Annotated in this window: 16 protein-coding genes and 1 riboswitch; of the genes, 9 read left to right on the top strand and 7 right to left on the bottom strand. The window is 71.8% G+C overall.

Features of this window, described 5'->3' with window-relative positions:
• Positions 1 to 76: 76 nt before the first annotated feature.
• Both ACQP03_RS31880 and ACQP03_RS31875 read right to left on the bottom strand, forming a co-directional pair.
• Complete coding sequence (locus tag ACQP03_RS31880) at positions 77 to 2,584, bottom strand: sensor histidine kinase (RefSeq protein ID WP_433459482.1); 2,508 nt, start codon at positions 2,582 to 2,584, stop codon at positions 77 to 79.
• Positions 2,571 to 3,743, bottom strand: coding sequence for a hypothetical protein (locus ACQP03_RS31875; protein WP_357128876.1), 1,173 nt, complete (start codon positions 3,741 to 3,743; stop codon positions 2,571 to 2,573). The genes ACQP03_RS31880 and ACQP03_RS31875 overlap by 14 nt, the downstream gene beginning before the upstream one ends.
• 374 nt (positions 3,744 to 4,117) lie before the next feature.
• Between ACQP03_RS31875 and ACQP03_RS31870 the strand changes: the two genes are divergently transcribed.
• Together ACQP03_RS31870 and ACQP03_RS31865 are read left to right on the top strand one after the other, a co-directional pair.
• On the top strand, positions 4,118 to 6,982 hold the full coding sequence (locus ACQP03_RS31870; RefSeq protein WP_433459480.1) for an alpha/beta fold hydrolase: 2,865 nt from the start codon (positions 4,118 to 4,120) through the stop codon (positions 6,980 to 6,982).
• The gene (locus ACQP03_RS31865; RefSeq protein ID WP_355050919.1) at positions 6,982 to 7,848 is read left to right on the top strand and encodes an ABC transporter permease; all 867 of its coding nucleotides are present in this window, start codon (positions 6,982 to 6,984) and stop codon (positions 7,846 to 7,848) included. Before ACQP03_RS31870 ends, ACQP03_RS31865 begins: the two co-directional genes overlap by 1 nt.
• On the opposite strand, the gene ACQP03_RS31860 is transcribed toward ACQP03_RS31865, so the two are convergent.
• The 3 genes from ACQP03_RS31860 to ACQP03_RS31850 all read right to left on the bottom strand — a co-directional run bounded on the left by ACQP03_RS31860 (position 7,838) and on the right by ACQP03_RS31850 (position 9,469).
• Positions 7,838 to 8,446, bottom strand: coding sequence for a DUF4232 domain-containing protein (locus ACQP03_RS31860; RefSeq protein WP_433459478.1), 609 nt, complete (start codon positions 8,444 to 8,446; stop codon positions 7,838 to 7,840). The two genes, ACQP03_RS31865 and ACQP03_RS31860, sit on opposite strands and share 11 nt — an antisense overlap.
• Before the next feature lie 191 nt (positions 8,447 to 8,637).
• Positions 8,638 to 8,922 (bottom strand): hypothetical protein, encoded by a 285-nt coding sequence (locus ACQP03_RS31855; protein ID WP_357128888.1) that lies wholly within the window; start codon positions 8,920 to 8,922, stop codon positions 8,638 to 8,640.
• 43 nt (positions 8,923 to 8,965) lie between these two features.
• Positions 8,966 to 9,469: a hypothetical protein gene (locus tag ACQP03_RS31850; protein ID WP_433459476.1), complete on the bottom strand. Its 504-nt coding sequence runs from the start codon at positions 9,467 to 9,469 to the stop codon at positions 8,966 to 8,968.
• Between the two features lie 226 nt (positions 9,470 to 9,695).
• On the opposite strand from ACQP03_RS31850, the gene ACQP03_RS31845 reads away from it, so the two are divergent.
• The 4 genes from ACQP03_RS31845 (at position 9,696) to ACQP03_RS31830 (ending at position 11,313) form a co-directional block, all read left to right on the top strand.
• A complete protein-coding gene (locus ACQP03_RS31845; protein WP_357128894.1) occupies positions 9,696 to 9,926 on the top strand; it encodes a winged helix-turn-helix domain-containing protein in 231 nt (76 codons plus the stop codon).
• Between the two features lie 79 nt (positions 9,927 to 10,005).
• A complete protein-coding gene (locus tag ACQP03_RS31840) occupies positions 10,006 to 10,266 on the top strand; it encodes a hypothetical protein (protein ID WP_357128897.1) in 261 nt (86 codons plus the stop codon).
• A 14-nt stretch (positions 10,267 to 10,280) separates the two neighbouring features.
• Positions 10,281 to 10,940 (top strand): hypothetical protein, encoded by a 660-nt coding sequence (locus ACQP03_RS31835; RefSeq protein ID WP_357128900.1) that lies wholly within the window; start codon positions 10,281 to 10,283, stop codon positions 10,938 to 10,940.
• On the top strand, positions 10,891 to 11,313 hold the full coding sequence (locus tag ACQP03_RS31830) for a hypothetical protein (RefSeq protein WP_357128903.1): 423 nt from the start codon (positions 10,891 to 10,893) through the stop codon (positions 11,311 to 11,313). Before ACQP03_RS31835 ends, ACQP03_RS31830 begins: the two co-directional genes overlap by 50 nt.
• A 65-nt stretch (positions 11,314 to 11,378) precedes the next feature.
• On the opposite strand, the gene ACQP03_RS31825 is transcribed toward ACQP03_RS31830, so the two are convergent.
• A complete protein-coding gene (locus ACQP03_RS31825) occupies positions 11,379 to 11,642 on the bottom strand; it encodes a hypothetical protein (RefSeq protein WP_357128906.1) in 264 nt (87 codons plus the stop codon).
• A gap of 385 nt (positions 11,643 to 12,027) precedes the next feature.
• Between ACQP03_RS31825 and ACQP03_RS31820 the strand changes: the two genes are divergently transcribed.
• Complete coding sequence (locus ACQP03_RS31820; protein ID WP_357128909.1) at positions 12,028 to 12,471, top strand: DoxX family protein; 444 nt, start codon at positions 12,028 to 12,030, stop codon at positions 12,469 to 12,471.
• 108 nt (positions 12,472 to 12,579) lie between these two features.
• Here ACQP03_RS31820 and ACQP03_RS31815 read toward each other — a convergent pair whose 3' ends face one another.
• Positions 12,580 to 12,885, bottom strand: a complete 306-nt coding sequence (locus ACQP03_RS31815) for an ArsR/SmtB family transcription factor (protein WP_357128912.1) — start codon at positions 12,883 to 12,885, stop codon at positions 12,580 to 12,582.
• A gap of 91 nt (positions 12,886 to 12,976) precedes the next feature.
• Between ACQP03_RS31815 and ACQP03_RS31810 the strand changes: the two genes are divergently transcribed.
• The gene (locus ACQP03_RS31810) at positions 12,977 to 13,945 is read left to right on the top strand and encodes a DMT family transporter (protein ID WP_433459470.1); all 969 of its coding nucleotides are present in this window, start codon (positions 12,977 to 12,979) and stop codon (positions 13,943 to 13,945) included.
• Between the two features lie 67 nt (positions 13,946 to 14,012).
• A riboswitch (SAM riboswitch) is annotated at positions 14,013 to 14,148 on the top strand.
• Between the two features lie 10 nt (positions 14,149 to 14,158).
• Positions 14,159 to 15,445, top strand: coding sequence for a threonine synthase (thrC, locus tag ACQP03_RS31805; protein WP_357128918.1), 1,287 nt, complete (start codon positions 14,159 to 14,161; stop codon positions 15,443 to 15,445).
• Positions 15,446 to 15,498 lie beyond the last annotated feature (53 nt).

The following is a 15,498-nucleotide window of genomic DNA, read 5'->3' as shown; positions in this document are numbered from 1 at the left end:
GCCGGGTCGCCGAGCTGCGGGCTGGCTGGTGGGTTGGGCGGTGAGACCGTCAGGTTCGCGCCGGGCACGCGCCGACTCAGCCGGGGACGGCCCCGGTTGGTGCCGCCGGTGTCCGCCACGGTCGGGCCGAAGCCGCCCGGGGTGGTGGGCAGGTCGACGGTAGCGCCGGAATCCGCCGCCGTGGGCCCCGCGCTGGTCGGCGGGTCGGTGACCGTCCGCATTGACCAGTTCCCGCCGGGACCATCGGCGGGCGGGGCGCTCGACTCGGCCCGGCGTACGCCGGACTGGAACGCCTCGACCAGCGCGCGGGCGGCGTCCGGGTCGGCGCTGGCGGCGTCGACCGGCCGGCTGGGTGCGGCGGCCGCGGAGAGGCTCGCGCCGGGCACCCGCTGCCGGATCCGGGGGCCGGCGGACGTTCCCGCCGTGGTGGCGCTCTGCGCGACGGCGGCGGGTTGCGGTGTCGTACGGGCGGTCGCGGCGGCGTCCGCCGACTCCCGAGCGCCGAAGGCGTCCCAGGACTCGCCGGACTCCAGGCTGCGGGTGGCCCGGCTGAGCAGGTCCGTGTCGAAGCCGGACGCTGGCCCAGCGGCGGCTGCGGCGACGGCCGGCGCGGCGGTGGCCGGCGCGGCAGCGGCCCCCGGGCACGAGCGCCCCGGGCGGGGTCGAGAGCCAGCCGTCGTCCCCGGTCCGGTACGGCGGCCCGCGCGACCGTCGCCCCGGCCCGGTCGGCGCGGCGCAGCACCAGTGACGCCTGGGGAATCTCCACCTGGGCGGTCACGCCGCCGCCGACGGTGGCGGCGAGACGCACCTCCCAGCCGTGGCGGCGAGCCAGCCGGCCCACCACGAAGAGGCCGAGCACCTCGGTCGGCGCGAGGTCGAGACGTTCCCGCCGGGTGAGCCGGGCGTTCTCCTCGGCGAGCCGTTGCTCGCTCATGCCGATGCCGTGGTCCACCACGGTGATCCGGGCGCCCGGACCGGAGGTCTCGCCGGTCACCACGACCCGGGTGTGCGGCGGGGAGAAGACCGTCGCGTTCTCCATCAGCTCGGCCAGTGCCAGGACGAGGTCGCCGATGACGGCCGGCGCGGCGGCGACACCCGCCGGCACCTGCACGTCGACGCGGGTGTAGTCCTCGATCTCGCCGAGCGCCAACCGGACCACGTCGGCCAGCGGAACCGGCGCGGTGTGCGCGTCGGCGCCCGCCGAGCCGGAGAGCACCACGAGGCTGCCGGCGTTGCGGCGCAGCCGGCTGGAGATGTGGTCGAGCCGGTACAGGTGCTCCAACCGGCCCGCGTCGGCCTCCTGCTGCTCCAGCCGGTCGATCAGCGCGAGCTGCCGGCTCACCAGGTTCTGGGTACGCCGTCCGACGTGTCCGAACATCTGCGCCACGTTGCGCCGGCCGGCGATCTGCCGCTCGACCAACTGGGCGGCGGTGTTCTGCACCCGGTCGAACGCCCGGGCCAGGTCACCGATCTCGTCGCTGGAGGAGATGACCACCGGCTGCAACCGGACCGACTGGGCGCTCTCCGCCTCGTCGTCGGTGACCCGGACCAGCTCCGCCTCCGCGACCCGGGCGACCCGGTCGGCGGAGCGGGTGAGCTGGGTCAGCGGTCGGGCCACCGTACGCGCCACCGCCGCGCTGAGCAGCACCACCAGCGCCAGGATCAGCGCCGCCGCGCCGGCCACCAGGTAGGCGGCGGTGAGCGCGCGCCGCTGGTCGGCCTTCACCTCGGCGAGAACGTCGGCGACGATCTTCTTCTCGACGAACTGACCGAGCCGGATCATCGTGCGGACGGCGGGGAACAGCGCCTCCATCGGCACGTCGCGGACCGCCCCGGCCGGGTCCCGGGCGCTGGTGATCAGGAAGTCGGGGCTGGTACGCGCGGCCACGGCGGCGTCGTTGAGCTGGGCCACCTTGAGCTGCTCGGGCGTGATCAGGCTGCGGAAGCGCGCGTTGTCGACCTGGAGGGCCGCGATGCACGCCACGTAGCCGGCGGTGGTGTCCGGAGTGCCGATCGCCTTGACGAGGATGCTCAGCGTGGCGCAGGCGCCGATGCCCTCGTCGGCGCGGAGCAGCCCGTCCAGGGCGAGCACCTGGCGGCCGGGCAACGTCTCGGTGTCCACACTGAAGACCAGCCGGAGCGATCCGATCAACTCCCGGTTGACCGGGCCGAAGGCGTCCATCACCTGGCCGGGGTTCGCGCTCCGGGCCAGTACCGCCCTGCGCAGGTCGCCCAGCCGGGAAATCCCGTTGAGCGCGTGGTCGACCTGCTCGGTCAGCGCGTCTCCGCCGTCGGCCCGCAGGTCGGCCACCCGGTCGTCCACGTCGGCCGCCTTGCGGATCACCTCGGAGCGTTCGACCCGGCCGAGGAGGAAGCCGATCGACAGGATGCGCTCCTGCTGGAGGTCCTGGACGAGGCTGCCGACCCGGCTGGCGAGCCGTACCTGGTCGGTGATGTCGGCGGCGCGTTGGGCGGCGGCCACCCGGTCGAGCACCACGGGCACCGCGAGGCCGACCATGCTCAGCAGGGGAATTACCACGAGCAGCGCGAGCTTCCCGCGGATCCGGAGCCTAGCGAGCAGCATCGAACGGCCCCCACTGTTCGGCGACCGGCTCGTGGGCCGCGCCCACCGGTTGCAGCGGTCGGAGGTCGGTCGCGGCCGGTGGTTGCCAGGGGTCGCCGGTCGTCGCGGTGGCCGGGGTCGTGGCGTCCGGTGCGGCGGCCCGCCGGCGTGTCCGCCGGTCGGCGGCGATCAGTAGTACGGCGAGCCAGATCAGCACCAGCGCGGCCACCCCGGCCGCCCCGGCGGCCAGCCACCGGTCCCGGGCCAACCCGTCGATCCGTTCGGTGAGCAGGGTGTCCAGCTCGCCGAGGATGACGGGCTGAAGTTGCCGGGCGGCGTTGCGCGAGTTGAGCGCGGTGGCGGCCAGTTGGCCCTGGTCCACCGTTCCGGAGGCGCTGGGCGTCGAGTACAGGGCCATCGCCTCCACCGACCGCTGGTAGGCGTCGAGCGGGGTCAGCACGTTGGCGCCCAGGTCGGTGCTCTCCGAGTTGTCCACGGCGGAGCGCAGGTTGTCGACCGCGTCGGTCGCGGGCGCCAGGGCGGCCACCCGCAGGCCGGTCATCTCCATCAGGCTCCGGGGTCGTTCGGCGGCCGGTCGTCGAGCGGCGAGCACACCCAGGTCGGCGAGCCGGCCGGCGCCCACCACCGCCTCGGGCAGCTTCTGGCCGGCGCTGTCCTGCAGGAAGAAGGAGTCGGCGCCCGGGTCACGGCCCAGCCCCGAGCTCTCCCGGACCTTGCGGTGCAGGGCGAGCAGCAGGTCGGTGACCTCGCCGTACGCGGTGTAGGCGGCGTCCGGGTCGGCGGGGCTGCGGTCGCGCAGCGCCTCCAGTTTGGCGCGTAGCCCGGCCCACCGTTCCTGCGTGCGCAGTTCTCCGCCGATGCGGGCGTCCACCGCGGCGGCCTGCTCGACGGCACGGGTCAGGGGCTCGCCGGGGACGGGACGGCCGGCGACGGCGGTGGTCTGGGCCTCCACCAGTGTCTCGGTGACCGGGGCCAGCGCGCGGAGGTACTCCACGCCGAGTCGTTCCCGGTCGGCCAGGCTCCGATCGTCGCCGGTGTGTCGCCAGGTGGACGCGAAGAGCGTGCCGACCGGCGCGAGCAGCGCGACGATGAGCAGCAACGGCAGCGAACGGCCGAGCATGGACGTTCGTCGACGGGCCCGCGGCGCGGGGACTGTCATGGGGTGTCTCCTCCGGCGTCGGGCGGGGGATCGGCGCGGTGTCGGGTTCGCCGACAAGTCCCGTCCACCGGACCGGAAAACTAATCGAACCCCAGGCGAGCTGGCCGGTTGCGACGAGTCAGGTTTGCGTCAGTTCGAGCGATGTCACCGTTCGTCAGGGTTCCGGGCACGCTCTGTCCGGTTCGTTGGTGTGACATGAAGGCATCGAGGGTGATATCCGCGAAAGATCGGAATTCACAGGATCCGAAGTCAACTCACTGGCCCGCCACGCCTGATGCTCGGTCGCACCAGACCGGTTCACCGATCGGGGCAACCGGACGGACGTACGGCGGATCTCAGCCAATGCTCAGGCTGCGCGCCGTACCGTGTGCCGCATGAGATCGCCGTCGCCGGCCGCGTGGTTCCGGCGTGCCCTGCCCACCCGCCGCCGCACGATCGCCGCAGCAGCGGTCGTCGTGCTGCTGGCTGCCGCCGTGACCTGGGCGGTGTGGCCGCAGGGATCGGACGTCCGCACGCAGAGCGCGATGCTCACCGTCCGCTCCGGACCGTCCGGCGACGCCCCCGTGGACCTGGACACCACCCTGTACCTCCCGTCCGGCGCGTCGTCCGGCCGGAAGGTCCCCGCGGTCCTGCTGGCGCACGGCTTCGGCGGCACGAAGGAGTCGGTGCGCTCGGACGCCGAAGAGTTCGCCGGACGCGGCTACGCGGTGCTCACCTGGACCGCGCGGGGCTTCGGCCGCAGCGGCGGCGAGATCCACCTGGACAACCCGGACTACGAGGTGCGCGACGCCCAGCGGCTGCTGGACTGGCTGGCCGCCCGGCCCGAGGTGCGGACCGACGCCCCCGGCGACCCGAAGGTCGGCGTGGTCGGCGGCTCGTACGGCGGCGGCCTGGCGCTGCTGCTGGCCGCCCAGGACCGCCGGGTGGACGCGATCGTCCCCATGATCACCTGGAACGACCTGTCCCGCGCCTTCCTGCCGGAGAGCACCGGCGGGGCGCCGACCGAGGGCGTGTTCAAGAAGGGCTGGGCCGGCCTCTTCTTCGGCGGCGGCGGCAACGTGGGCAGCGGCCCGGCCGGGCTCGCCGGTACGACCGCCGCCCAGCCCGAAGGAGCGCCGGCGTCCGCCGGTCCACCGAGCCCGGGGCCGGGCGCGGGTCCCGGAACCGCGTCCGGTGGCCTACCGGCCGGTGCCGCCGACCCGTCCTTCGGGCGGTTCGCGGCCGACGTGTGCGCCGCGTACCTGCGGATCGCCACCGCGGGCCGGGCCGACCAGGCGGCCGTCGACCTGCTGCGCCGGTCCAGCCCGGCCGGTGTGCTGGACCGGATCAAGGCGCCCACCCTGCTGGTGCAGGGCGAGGCGGACACGCTCTTTCCGCTCGGCGAGGCGGACGCGAACGCCCGGGGGATCGCCGCCGCCGGCACCCCGGTGCGGGTCGCCTGGTTCACCGGCGGGCACGACGGCGGCAGTGGACCGCGCTCGGACTCCGACCGGGTGAAGTTCCTGACCGTCCAGTGGCTCGACCACTACGTCAAGGGCGACGGCGACGCGCCCGGCGACGACTTCACCTGGTCCCGGATCGCCGGGTTCGACGCGCTCGACCGGGGTCTGGTCGCCACCGGCTTCCGCCGCGCCGACTACCCCGGCCTGGCCGGCAACGCCCGCCGGGAGGTGGCGGTCGCCGGTCCGGCGCAGCCGATCGCGAACCCGCCGAACGGCAACCCGGCCGCCATCTCCTCGATTCCGTTCGCTGGCGGCCTCGCCTCGCTGCTCGACGGGGTGGCCGGCGACGTGCCCGGCCAGCACGCGCGTTTCGAGTCGACGCCGCTCACCGAGGCGGTCGACGTGGCCGGCGCGCCCACCGTGACCGTGCGGGCCGCCTCGCCCACCGGCGAAGCGGTGCTCTTCGTCAAGCTCTACGACGTCGACAAGGACGGCGCGGCGACCCTGCCGAACGGCCTGGTCGCGCCGATCCGCCTCACCGGCCTGCCGCAGCGGGTGCAGGACGCCCGCCCGGTCACCGTGACGCTGCCCGGGATCGTCCGCCGGATCGAGGCGGGGCACCGGCTGCGCCTGGTGGTCGCCAGCTCCGACCAGGCGTACACCACCCCCGCCGCGCCCACCGTCTACACGGTTGCCGCGGACGGCGCGGTCAGCCTGCCCACGGTCGACGGTGAGCCGATCCCCACCGCGGCGACCGTCTGGCGCTGGGTGCTCGCCGGCCTGCTCGCCGCCATCGTGATCGGGCTCGTCGTGGTCGTCGCCGTCGTCCGCCGCCGGCATCGCCGCCAGGACCGCTCGGTGCATCCGGAGTACGCGGACACGCCGCTGGCCGTGCGCGCGCTGCGCAAGGAGTACGCGGACGGGTTCGTGGCGGTGTCGAACGTGGACTTCGAGGTGCACCCGGGTCAGGTGGTGGGCCTGCTGGGGCCCAACGGCGCGGGCAAGACCACCACTCTGCGGGTGCTGATGGGGCTGACCCAGCCGACCGCCGGGGAGATCTACGTGTTCGGTCGTCGGCTGGTGCCCGGCTCGCCGGTGCTGTCCCGCATCGGGGCGCTGGTGGAGGGGCCGGGATTCCTGCCGCACCTCTCCGGCCTGGCGAACCTGCGGGCGTACTGGCGGGCCACCGGGCGACCGGCCGAGGACGCGCACTTCGACGAGGCGTTGGAGATCGCCGGGCTGGGCGACTCGGTGCACCGGAAGATCAAGAACTACAGCCACGGCATGCGCCAGCGGCTCGCCATCGCCCAGGCCATGCTGGGCCTACCGGAGCTGTTGGTGCTGGACGAGCCGACCGACGGGCTCGACCCGCCGCAGATCGCCGAGATGCGCCGGGTCCTGCAGCGGTACGCCACCGACGGGCGGGCGGTGCTGGTCTCCAGTCACCTGCTGGCCGAGGTGGAGCAGACCTGCACGCACGCGGTGGTGGTCAACAAGGGCCGGATCGTGGCCTCCGGGCCGGTCCAGGAGATCGTGGGCGAGTCGCCGAGCGTGCTGTTCGACGTCACCGATCCGGAGGCGGCGCGGGCCGTGCTGGACCGGCTGCACGGCGTACGGGTGTTGCCGGAGAGCGACGGGCAGTTGGTGGTGGACACCAACGGCACGGCCCGCAGCGAGGTGGTGGCCGAGCTGGTGCGCGCCGGCATCGGGGTGGACCGGGTGGTGCCCCGGCGACGCCTGGAAGACGCGTTCCTCGCCCTGGTGGGCGAGAACTCTCGGGGAAGCGGTGACCGGTGATGGCTGTTGTCGACGCGGGTGAGGCCCGGGGCTACCGGCCGTCGGCCACCCTGCCCTTCGCGGCGGAGTTCCGCCGGCAGGCGTCCCGGCGGCGGACCCAGCTTGCGCTCGGGTTCATGGTGCTGCTGCCGCTGATCATCCTGATCGCCTTCCAGTTCAACTCCGGCGGCGACGACGACAACGGCAACAACGAGTTCGCCAGCCTTGTCGACCTGGCCACCTCCGGCGGGCTCAACTTCACCCTCTTCTCGATCTTCGTGTCGGCGTCGTTCCTGCTGGTGGTGGTCGTCGCGCTGTTCTGCGGCGACACGGTGGCCAGCGAGGCGAGCTGGGGGAGCCTGCGCTACCTGCTGGCGATCCCGGTACCCCGGGCCCGGCTGCTGACGGTGAAGCTGGTGGTCGCGCTCGCGTACTCGGGTCTGGCCCTGGTGTTGTTGGCCGGCACCGCCCTGCTCGCGGGGACCCTGCGCTACGGCTGGTCGCCGCTGCGCAGCACGGTGGCCGCCGAGCTGGAGCCGGGGGAGGGGCTGCTCCGGTTGCTGGCCGTACTCGGCTACCTGGCGGTCGTACTCCTGGTGGTGGCCGGCCTGGCGTTCCTGCTGTCGGTGACGACGGACGCCGCGCTGGGCGCGGTCGGCGGAGCGGTCCTGCTGTGGATCCTGTCCAGCATCCTGGACCAGATCACCGCCCTGGGCGGGCTGCGGGACTTTCTGCCCACCCACTTCAGCACCGCCTGGCTGGGGTTGCTCTCCACACCGGTGCAGACCGACGACGTGGTACGCGGCACCATCTCGGCGATCAGCTACGCGACGCTGTTCTGGGGGTTGGCGTTCTGGCGCTTCACCCGCAAGGACATCACGTCGTAGGCGTCCGCCAGACGCTGACGCCGATCCGCCCGGTGTTGCCCACGTCGACCGGGCCGTCCGGGTCGACCTCCTCGGCCGGCTGACCGGCGGCGGGCGCCACCGTCAGGTACGCCCCGTCGGTGGCGACCACCGTCGAGTCGGTGACCAGGTTGCGCCAGAGGACGCTGGCGATGGCCCGTTCGCCCTTTTGCAGCGTGATCGGCTGCGGTGGCTGGTCGTAGCCGGACGTGATGTCCTTCGCCCCGTTCTGCACCGCCAGGATGATCGGCTTGCGCTGCTCGTCGAGGACCCACACGCTCGGGTACCCGTTGAGCCGGTACGGGCGGTCACCGCAGTTGACCAGCTCCAGGCCGAGGGCGCGCAGCCCCATCGCGGCGTCCCCGCCGGTCGAGCGGATCCGGACACCGGATGCCGGGCACTCGGCCACCGGGGCGACACTCGCCGACGGGGTCGGACTCGTCGTGGAGGTGGCCTTGGGCGGCGGACCGGTGGGGTCGCCGCCCTGCCCGGCGTGATCGCGCGGCACGCAGGCGCTGAGCGTGACCAGCAGAGCGGCCCCCGCGCCGATTCGTCGCCCCCAGGCGTTGCGGAAGATCATCTCCTGATCCTCGCGCACCGACGCCCCCGGCCGCTGCCCGGGCGGTCGTCGTTCGCGCTAGATCGCCGCTGTGGGCCTGTCGATGCCAAGATCCGCGCAACTTCCCTGTTGTTGCTGCTTGCGGCGCGCGGGAGGCAGCAACAACCCTGATGTTGTGCGGATCTTCGGGCGCTGAGGGGGTTGGGGTGTGGTTACCCGGTAGCCGATGCCACGTCGTCGTCCGGCTCGCACAGCCTGTCGGGGTGGTCGGTGGGCAGGGCGCAGCGGGCACCGCCGGGCAGTCGGTGGTCGCACCAGACGCGGGTACGCACGAACTGGCGGTCCTCCTCGCTCAACGTCGTCTCACCGAAGTCGATCGCGGTGACGTGCCCGAGCGAGTCACGCAGCGCCTCGGCCAGCGCCCGCGCGCCGTCGACGCTGGTCAGGGTGGTGGGCAGGTGAACGATCCAGCGTGGCGGTACCTCGTACTCCGTCATGGTTCTTCCCCTGGTTCGGGCAGCGCCGGTCCTGGGTCCGGCGTCAGGTGGTCGCTCCGGACAACCCTTCGGTGTACGACGTGAGCGCCTCCACGGCCGCTGTAAGGCTCTCGGCCATGAGGTCGAGCTGTTCGGCGGCCCGGGACCACTGCCCGCTCGCCGCCTCGGCGGCCAGGTCGGGCTGGCCGGCTTCGGCGAGTTGCTGCCGAGCCGTGGTGATCCGCGCCGGAAGCTGACCGACCCGCGCGGCGGCGGCACCAAACTGGTCGCGGGCGGTGTCCAGCACCTCGACCAGGTCGCCGATGCTGGGCTGGCCGGCCGCCGTGCGCAGCCGGCGCAGACCGTCGCTGAGCTGCCGTTCGGCGTCAGCGGCCAGGTCGAGCGCGTCGTCCCCGCGACGCCGCGCGTGCCGGATCGCCGGGTGGGCACAGCCGGCGCTGGTCCGCTCCAACAGGACGGTCGCAGCGGCTACCGCGAGGTACGTCTCGCGCAGCTCGCCGGCCACCTGCTCGACTTCCCAGGCGGCGCTCGCCTCGGTCACGGTCACGGGGGCCTCCTCTCGCATTGATGGGTGCCGGAGCAGCGCGACAACCAGCTCAGATGGGGGACATCCGAGCCGCTTTGCGCGCTGCCCCGGCAGGGGGAACCGCCCAGTGCCTAGCTGGAAGTTCCTCTTCCCAGCTTTACCGGTAATGCCGGTAAAGTCAACGATGCGCTTGAGGTGACTCGCGTCGTCGTGATCAGATGGGCATGCCTAGCTGGGAGTACCTTGCATGCCCACACCACGGAAGTTCGAGCCGCACTACCGGCGGATCATCGCCGACATCAGAAGGCGTATCGCCGACGGTGAGTGGCCGCCTGGGCACAAGCTGCCGTCCACCAAAGAGTTGGCAGACCTGTACAACGTCGGTAGCCAGTCGACTGTCCGGCAAGCCATCACGATCTTGATTGAGACCGGTGAGTTGTACGGCCACCAAGGACTGGGCGTCTTCGTGGCTGAATAGTCCTCAGCTCGGGGACTGCGATACACGTCGATACTCGATACCGTCACCAGGTGTATTTCAACCAAGGGCGGATTGCCCGATGAGCATCGCCGAGCTGAAGGCGACCCTTGGTGCCGCCATCGAGTCGGCCCGCCAAGGCCGCCGAACCCTCGATCAGGCGATTGCTGAGGCCGAATCAGCGACCAGCGAAGCGGCCCGAGTCCTCCGAGGCAGTCGGCATGCTGAGGTGACGCGGGCGCACAGTGCACTCCGTTCCGCCCAAGCCGAGATAGAACCGACTCGCCGCCGTTTCGATGCCATTGCCGAGAAGGTGGGCGACTACCGCTCGCGGCTCGGATGACCAGCGTAGGCGAGGTGGTCGCGCAGCTCGTGGCGATACGAGCAAGCCTCGACAGCGCTGCGGTGACAGCGTCGCGCGCGCGGGCGGACGCCGAACAGGCGCTCGCTCACCTGACTGAAGCTCTCCGGAATGGCACCAATCAACGGCTGGCAGCCGCTGCCGCAGATGCGGAAGTCGCCAGGGACAAAGCAGGTCGCTACGCGCGGCTGCTGGCCGACGCTGCCCGGCACATCAGCGCCTACGTAAACGTCATCGCTCCCGGCGCCGCACCAGTAGACCCGTCCGTCGACGCCTCCACGCCCTCCGGCGAGCGTCTGGTCACCGAGGCCGAAGCCCGCGGCAGCAAAGCCGACGTCCTGTGGCGACGGCAGGTCCAGAAGGCGGACGACACCGAAGACGCTTTGAAGAAGAGCGAGAGTGGCGCGAAGGAGTTCTACAAGTTCCTGAGGCAGGACAATGGCGGCGGATCGAGTACTGGCACTGCCTCGCCGGGACCGGCTCAAGCTTCTCCCCAAATCGACAACCCCGTGACGGCGCTGGTGATGGCGGCCGGTGCGGTGGCGGTCATGGCCAAAGCGATGTGGAACTATGGCCACACTCGACGAGCGAGGAGACGGGACAGCGATGATCAAGTCCGACCTGATCGAGTACGTCCGGACGATGATCCGGAGTGACTACGCTGCCAACGAGTCCGTCGGTGCCCGGCTCGATGCCGAAGGCTGGGACGGTTTCCCACGGTTCCTTGCCGCTCTGTTCTTTGTGGCAGTCGACCGACGATTTGGCGAGACCGCAGACCGGGTCGGAGTGATCAAGTTTGTCGCAGAGTTGCGAGCCCAGTACGAGGGCGGCCCTGAGATCCGAGCCGACGACGCTGAGTCGTTGATCCTGGCAACCATCGACCCCTCGCTTGACTACACGGTCAGCCCCGAAATGATCGGGCGGATCCAGGCGGCGACGGTCCAGAAGATCTTCACGGAAGAAGGTCTCGTCGACTCTGCGCTGGACACCCTGCTCTCAGAGGCAGCCGACCTCGCATCGCGGGACTAGCGCCTGAGCCCGCGCCCGGTGTGTGATCGGCGCGCACAACCGGCTCGAGATGCTGTAGCCCTCGTCTACCCGAGGACGCTCATGTAGTTTCGGGCGGCCTGCGAGCTGCCCTGGAGCAGCGTCATCGCCTCCACGAGGCGTTGCTTGCCCTGCTCGGCGCGGGCAATCGCTTCGGCCAGCGTTGGGTGTCCGGTGCCGGCGGCCACAGCCCGAAGTCTTGCCATGGTCTGCTCGGTTGCCTCGACGGCGGCGCGAATCTGCTGCTGGGTGGCATTTCCTTGATCCGCAGCCTGTGCGAGCGCCGCCTTGACTTCCTCGATGCTCGCCATGCGCGCCTCCCGACCTTCGATGCGAAGCGATGTCGCGCCGCGTGTCGAAGCGGACACTATCCGACATCTGCGCGCTGCCGCAGTCCCGGCTGCCAGGTCGAGGCGCTGCCCCCGCGCCCCTCGGCGGCAGCGCTTGCCCCATTTTCAGGGCAGCTCGACAGGGTGTACGGACACCACGCCAGCCGGTACGTTGAGGGCTCGGGAGCGCTCCCAGCGTCGGTGACGGCCATCGTGGTGGGCGGTCAAAACAGGGCAAATCGCAGCTTCGGCCTCGCGCGCTTCAGGTTCTTCCGCCGGGGATTTTCCCACTAGCAAGGAATTTATTAACATCGATGGCTTGAGGCCCCACCATGGAAGAGGTCTGTTCCCTTCGATGGAGGTCTCCATGAACGTCTCTCGGCTCGGCGGGCCGACCCTGTCCCTCTTCCGCATCGTGATCGGCCTGCTGTTCACCCTGCACGGCCTCGCGTCGGTCTTCGGGTTGTTCGGCGGCAACTCGACGACCGGCAAGGCCATACCGCTCGGCACCTGGCCGGGCTGGTGGGCCGCCCTGATCCAGCTCATCTGCGGCGCGCTGGTGCTGGTCGGACTCTTCGCCCGACCCGCCGCGCTGCTCGCGTCCGGCTCGATGGCGTACGCCTACTTCGTCGTGCACCAGCCGGACGACCTGCTGCCGCTGCGCAACGGCGGTGAGCTGGCAGCCCTCTTCTGCTGGTCGTTCCTGCTGGTCGCGACGCTCGGCGCGGGCCCGTGGGCGCTCGACTCGGTGCTCTTCAAGCGGCGTGCCGAGGTGCCGTCGATGGCCGAGCCCAGCCCGGTCAACGCCTGACCGACCCGTAACGCGCGTCGCCGGAGCCTCGGCGTGTCGGCTCCGGCGACGCGTGCGCGGACGGGTCAGCCAAAGGGCGTGGACAGGTCAGTCAAGGGCGTGGACGGGTCAGGCCGCAGGGCGGGGAGTGAGGACCGCGTCCAGGAGGCCGGGGTAGAGCTTGTCCACCTCGTCGCGGCGCAGCCGGACCAGGCGGCTCGTGCCGGCGGCCCGGGTACGCGTCAGGCCGGCCTCGCGCAGCACCTTCAGATGGTGGCTCCGGGTCGCCTTCGAGACGCCGAAGTCGAAGCTGCCGCAGGCCGCCTCGCCGCCCTCGGCGAGCGCCCGGACGATCTGCAACCGCACGTCATCGGCGAGCGCGGCCAGTACGGCGGTGACCGGTACGGCGGTCAGGTCGGGTTCGTGCAGCTCCATGTGACCAGCCTAACCCTTGTTCGACAACGATCGAACAACACCCTAAGGTCGGTGTTGTTGGTTCGAAGATACTCGAACATTGGAGCTGACGATGCGATCCCGCGCCGCCGCCTACCCGCTGCTCGCCGCGCTCGCCTGGGGTGCGATGTTCCCGATCCTGGCCACCGCGCTGGCGAGGGTCGACCCGCTCAACCTGACCACCGCCCGCTATCTGTTCGCCGCCGTCATCCTGGTCGGCATCCTGCTGTTCCGCGAGGGGTCTGCCGCGCTGCGCCTCGGCGGTCGGGGAGTCGAGGTGGTGGTGCTGGGTGTCGTCGGCTTCGCCGGCTTCAACCTGCTCACCAACCTGGCCCTCGAACACGCGGCCCCGCAGCAGATCTCCCTGTTCGTGGCGACCACCCCGATCATCACCCAACTGGTCCGGTGGGCCCGGGACGGCGTACGGCCGAAGCCTGCCCTGCTGACCCTCTCCCTGGTGGCGCTCCTCGGCGTCGGCCTGGTGATCACCCGCGGAAGCCTGGCCGGGCTCGGCCAGTTCGGTCTCGGCGGCCTCATGATGATCGGCGCGGTGCTCGGCTGGGCCATCTACACCCACGGCGCGACCCGGTTCGGCGCGTGGTCACCGCTGCGCTTCACCACGCTGACCGCGCTCGCCGGCACGGCCGCCATGGTGGTCGCGAGCATCGGCGCCGACGCCGTCGGGTGGCAGCACGCGCCGGCCGCCGCCGACCTGGTGGCGGTCACCCCCCAACTGGCGTACGCGGTGCTCGTCGCCGCCGTCGTCGCGGTGCTGGCCTGGAACACCGGCGTGCAGCGGCTGGGCGCGGCCAACGCCGCCCTGTTCATGAACCTCGTCCCGGTGACCACGTTCGTCGTGCAGATCGCCCGTGGCTACCGGCCGGAGGGGGTCGAACTGGTCGGCGCGGCGATCACCATCGCCGCCCTGGTCGCCGCGAACCTCGCGGCGCGCACCCGCACCCGGCCCTCGTCGTCGCCCCGGTCGACGGCGGTCACCGATCCCGTCGCGGTAGTCGACCCGGTGGCGGTGGCGGCCCGCTGACCCACTGGCTGGGATGCCCGGTGGAGGCGCCGGGCAACGTTGCCTAGACTTGACGGCACAACTACATACCTCATCCAGAGGGGCTGAGGGATACGGCCCGACGACGCCCCGGCAACCACCCCGCGCGCTCACCGCTGAGCGACCCGCGGGGCAGGTGCCAATTCCGTCCCCGCCGCACCGTGCGATGCGGGGAAAGATGAGAGGACTCTCGACATGACGTCGACGCTCGCCGCCTCCGGCATCGACACCTCCGCCAGCCCCGCCCGCGCCCTCGTCTGCCGCGCCTGTTCGGCCCGCTACCCGCTCGCCGCCCAGCACGCCTGTTACGAGTGTTTCGGTCCGCTGGAAGTCGACTACGACACCGCGGCCCTCGCCACGGTCACCCGCGAGCAGATCGAGGCCGGCCCGGACAACATCTGGCGGTACGCCGCGCTGCTGCCCGCCGGGCAGGACCCGGCCACCCGGGTCACCCTCGACCCGGGGCTGACCCCGCTGGTGGCGGCCCCGCACCTCGCCGCCGAGCTGGGCATCACCGCGCCGCTCTGGGTCAAGGACGACAGCGCCAACCCGACCCACTCGTTCAAGGACCGGGTCGTCTCGGTGGCGCTGACCGCCGCGAAGGCGCTCGGGTTCACCCGGTTCGCCTGCGCCTCCACCGGCAACCTGGCCAACTCGGTGGCCGCGCACGCCGCCCGCGCCGGCGTGCCCTCGATCGTCTTCATCCCCAGCGACCTGGAGCAGGGCAAGGTCATCACCACCGCTGTGTACGGCGGCGAACTGGTCGCCATCGACGGCTCGTACGACGACGTCAACCGGCTCTGCGGCGAGCTGGTGGAGACCGACGAGTTCGAGGACACGGCGTTCGTCAACGTGAACGTCCGGCCGTACTACGCGGAAGGCTCCAAGACCCTCGGGTACGAGGTGGCCGAGCAGCTCGGCTGGCGGATCCCCGCCCAGGTGGTCATCCCGATGGCCAGCGGCGAGCTGCTCACCAAGATTGACAAGGCCTTCTCCGAGCTGGTCGAGATCGGCCTGGTCGAGGCCCCGGCGGGCGGCTGGAAGGTGTTCGGGGCGCAGTCGGCCGGCTGCAACCCGATCGCGACGGCCCTGCACGCCGACACCGACACGATCATCCCGGTCAAGCCCACCGGCATCGCCAAGTCGCTCAACATCGGCGACCCGGCCGCCGGCCTCTACGCCCTGGAGGCGGTGCGCCGCACCGGCGGGTGGATGGAGTACGCCGACGACGACGAGATCCGCGCCGGCATCCGCGACCTGGCCCGTACCACCGGGGTGTTCGCCGAGACGGCGGGCGGCGTCACCGCGGCGGTGCTGCGCAAGCTGGTCGAGTCCGGCCGGCTCGACCCCACGGCGGAGACGGTCATCTTCAACACCGGCGAAGGACTGAAGACGATCGACGCGGTGGCCGCCCAGGTCGGCCCGACCCACCAGATCAAGCCGTCCCTGCGTGCCGCCCGCGACGCCGGCCTGCTCGGCTGAATCCACCGGGTGACTGGATTTTCGCTGTGAGTGTGGAAAACCCGCCGCGCAGG

Origin of the sequence: Micromonospora sp. CA-248212 (genome assembly GCF_050948405.1) — a bacterium.
Taxonomy (GTDB): domain Bacteria; phylum Actinomycetota; class Actinomycetes; order Mycobacteriales; family Micromonosporaceae; genus Micromonospora.
This window is presented reverse-complemented; position numbering and strand designations above follow the sequence as displayed.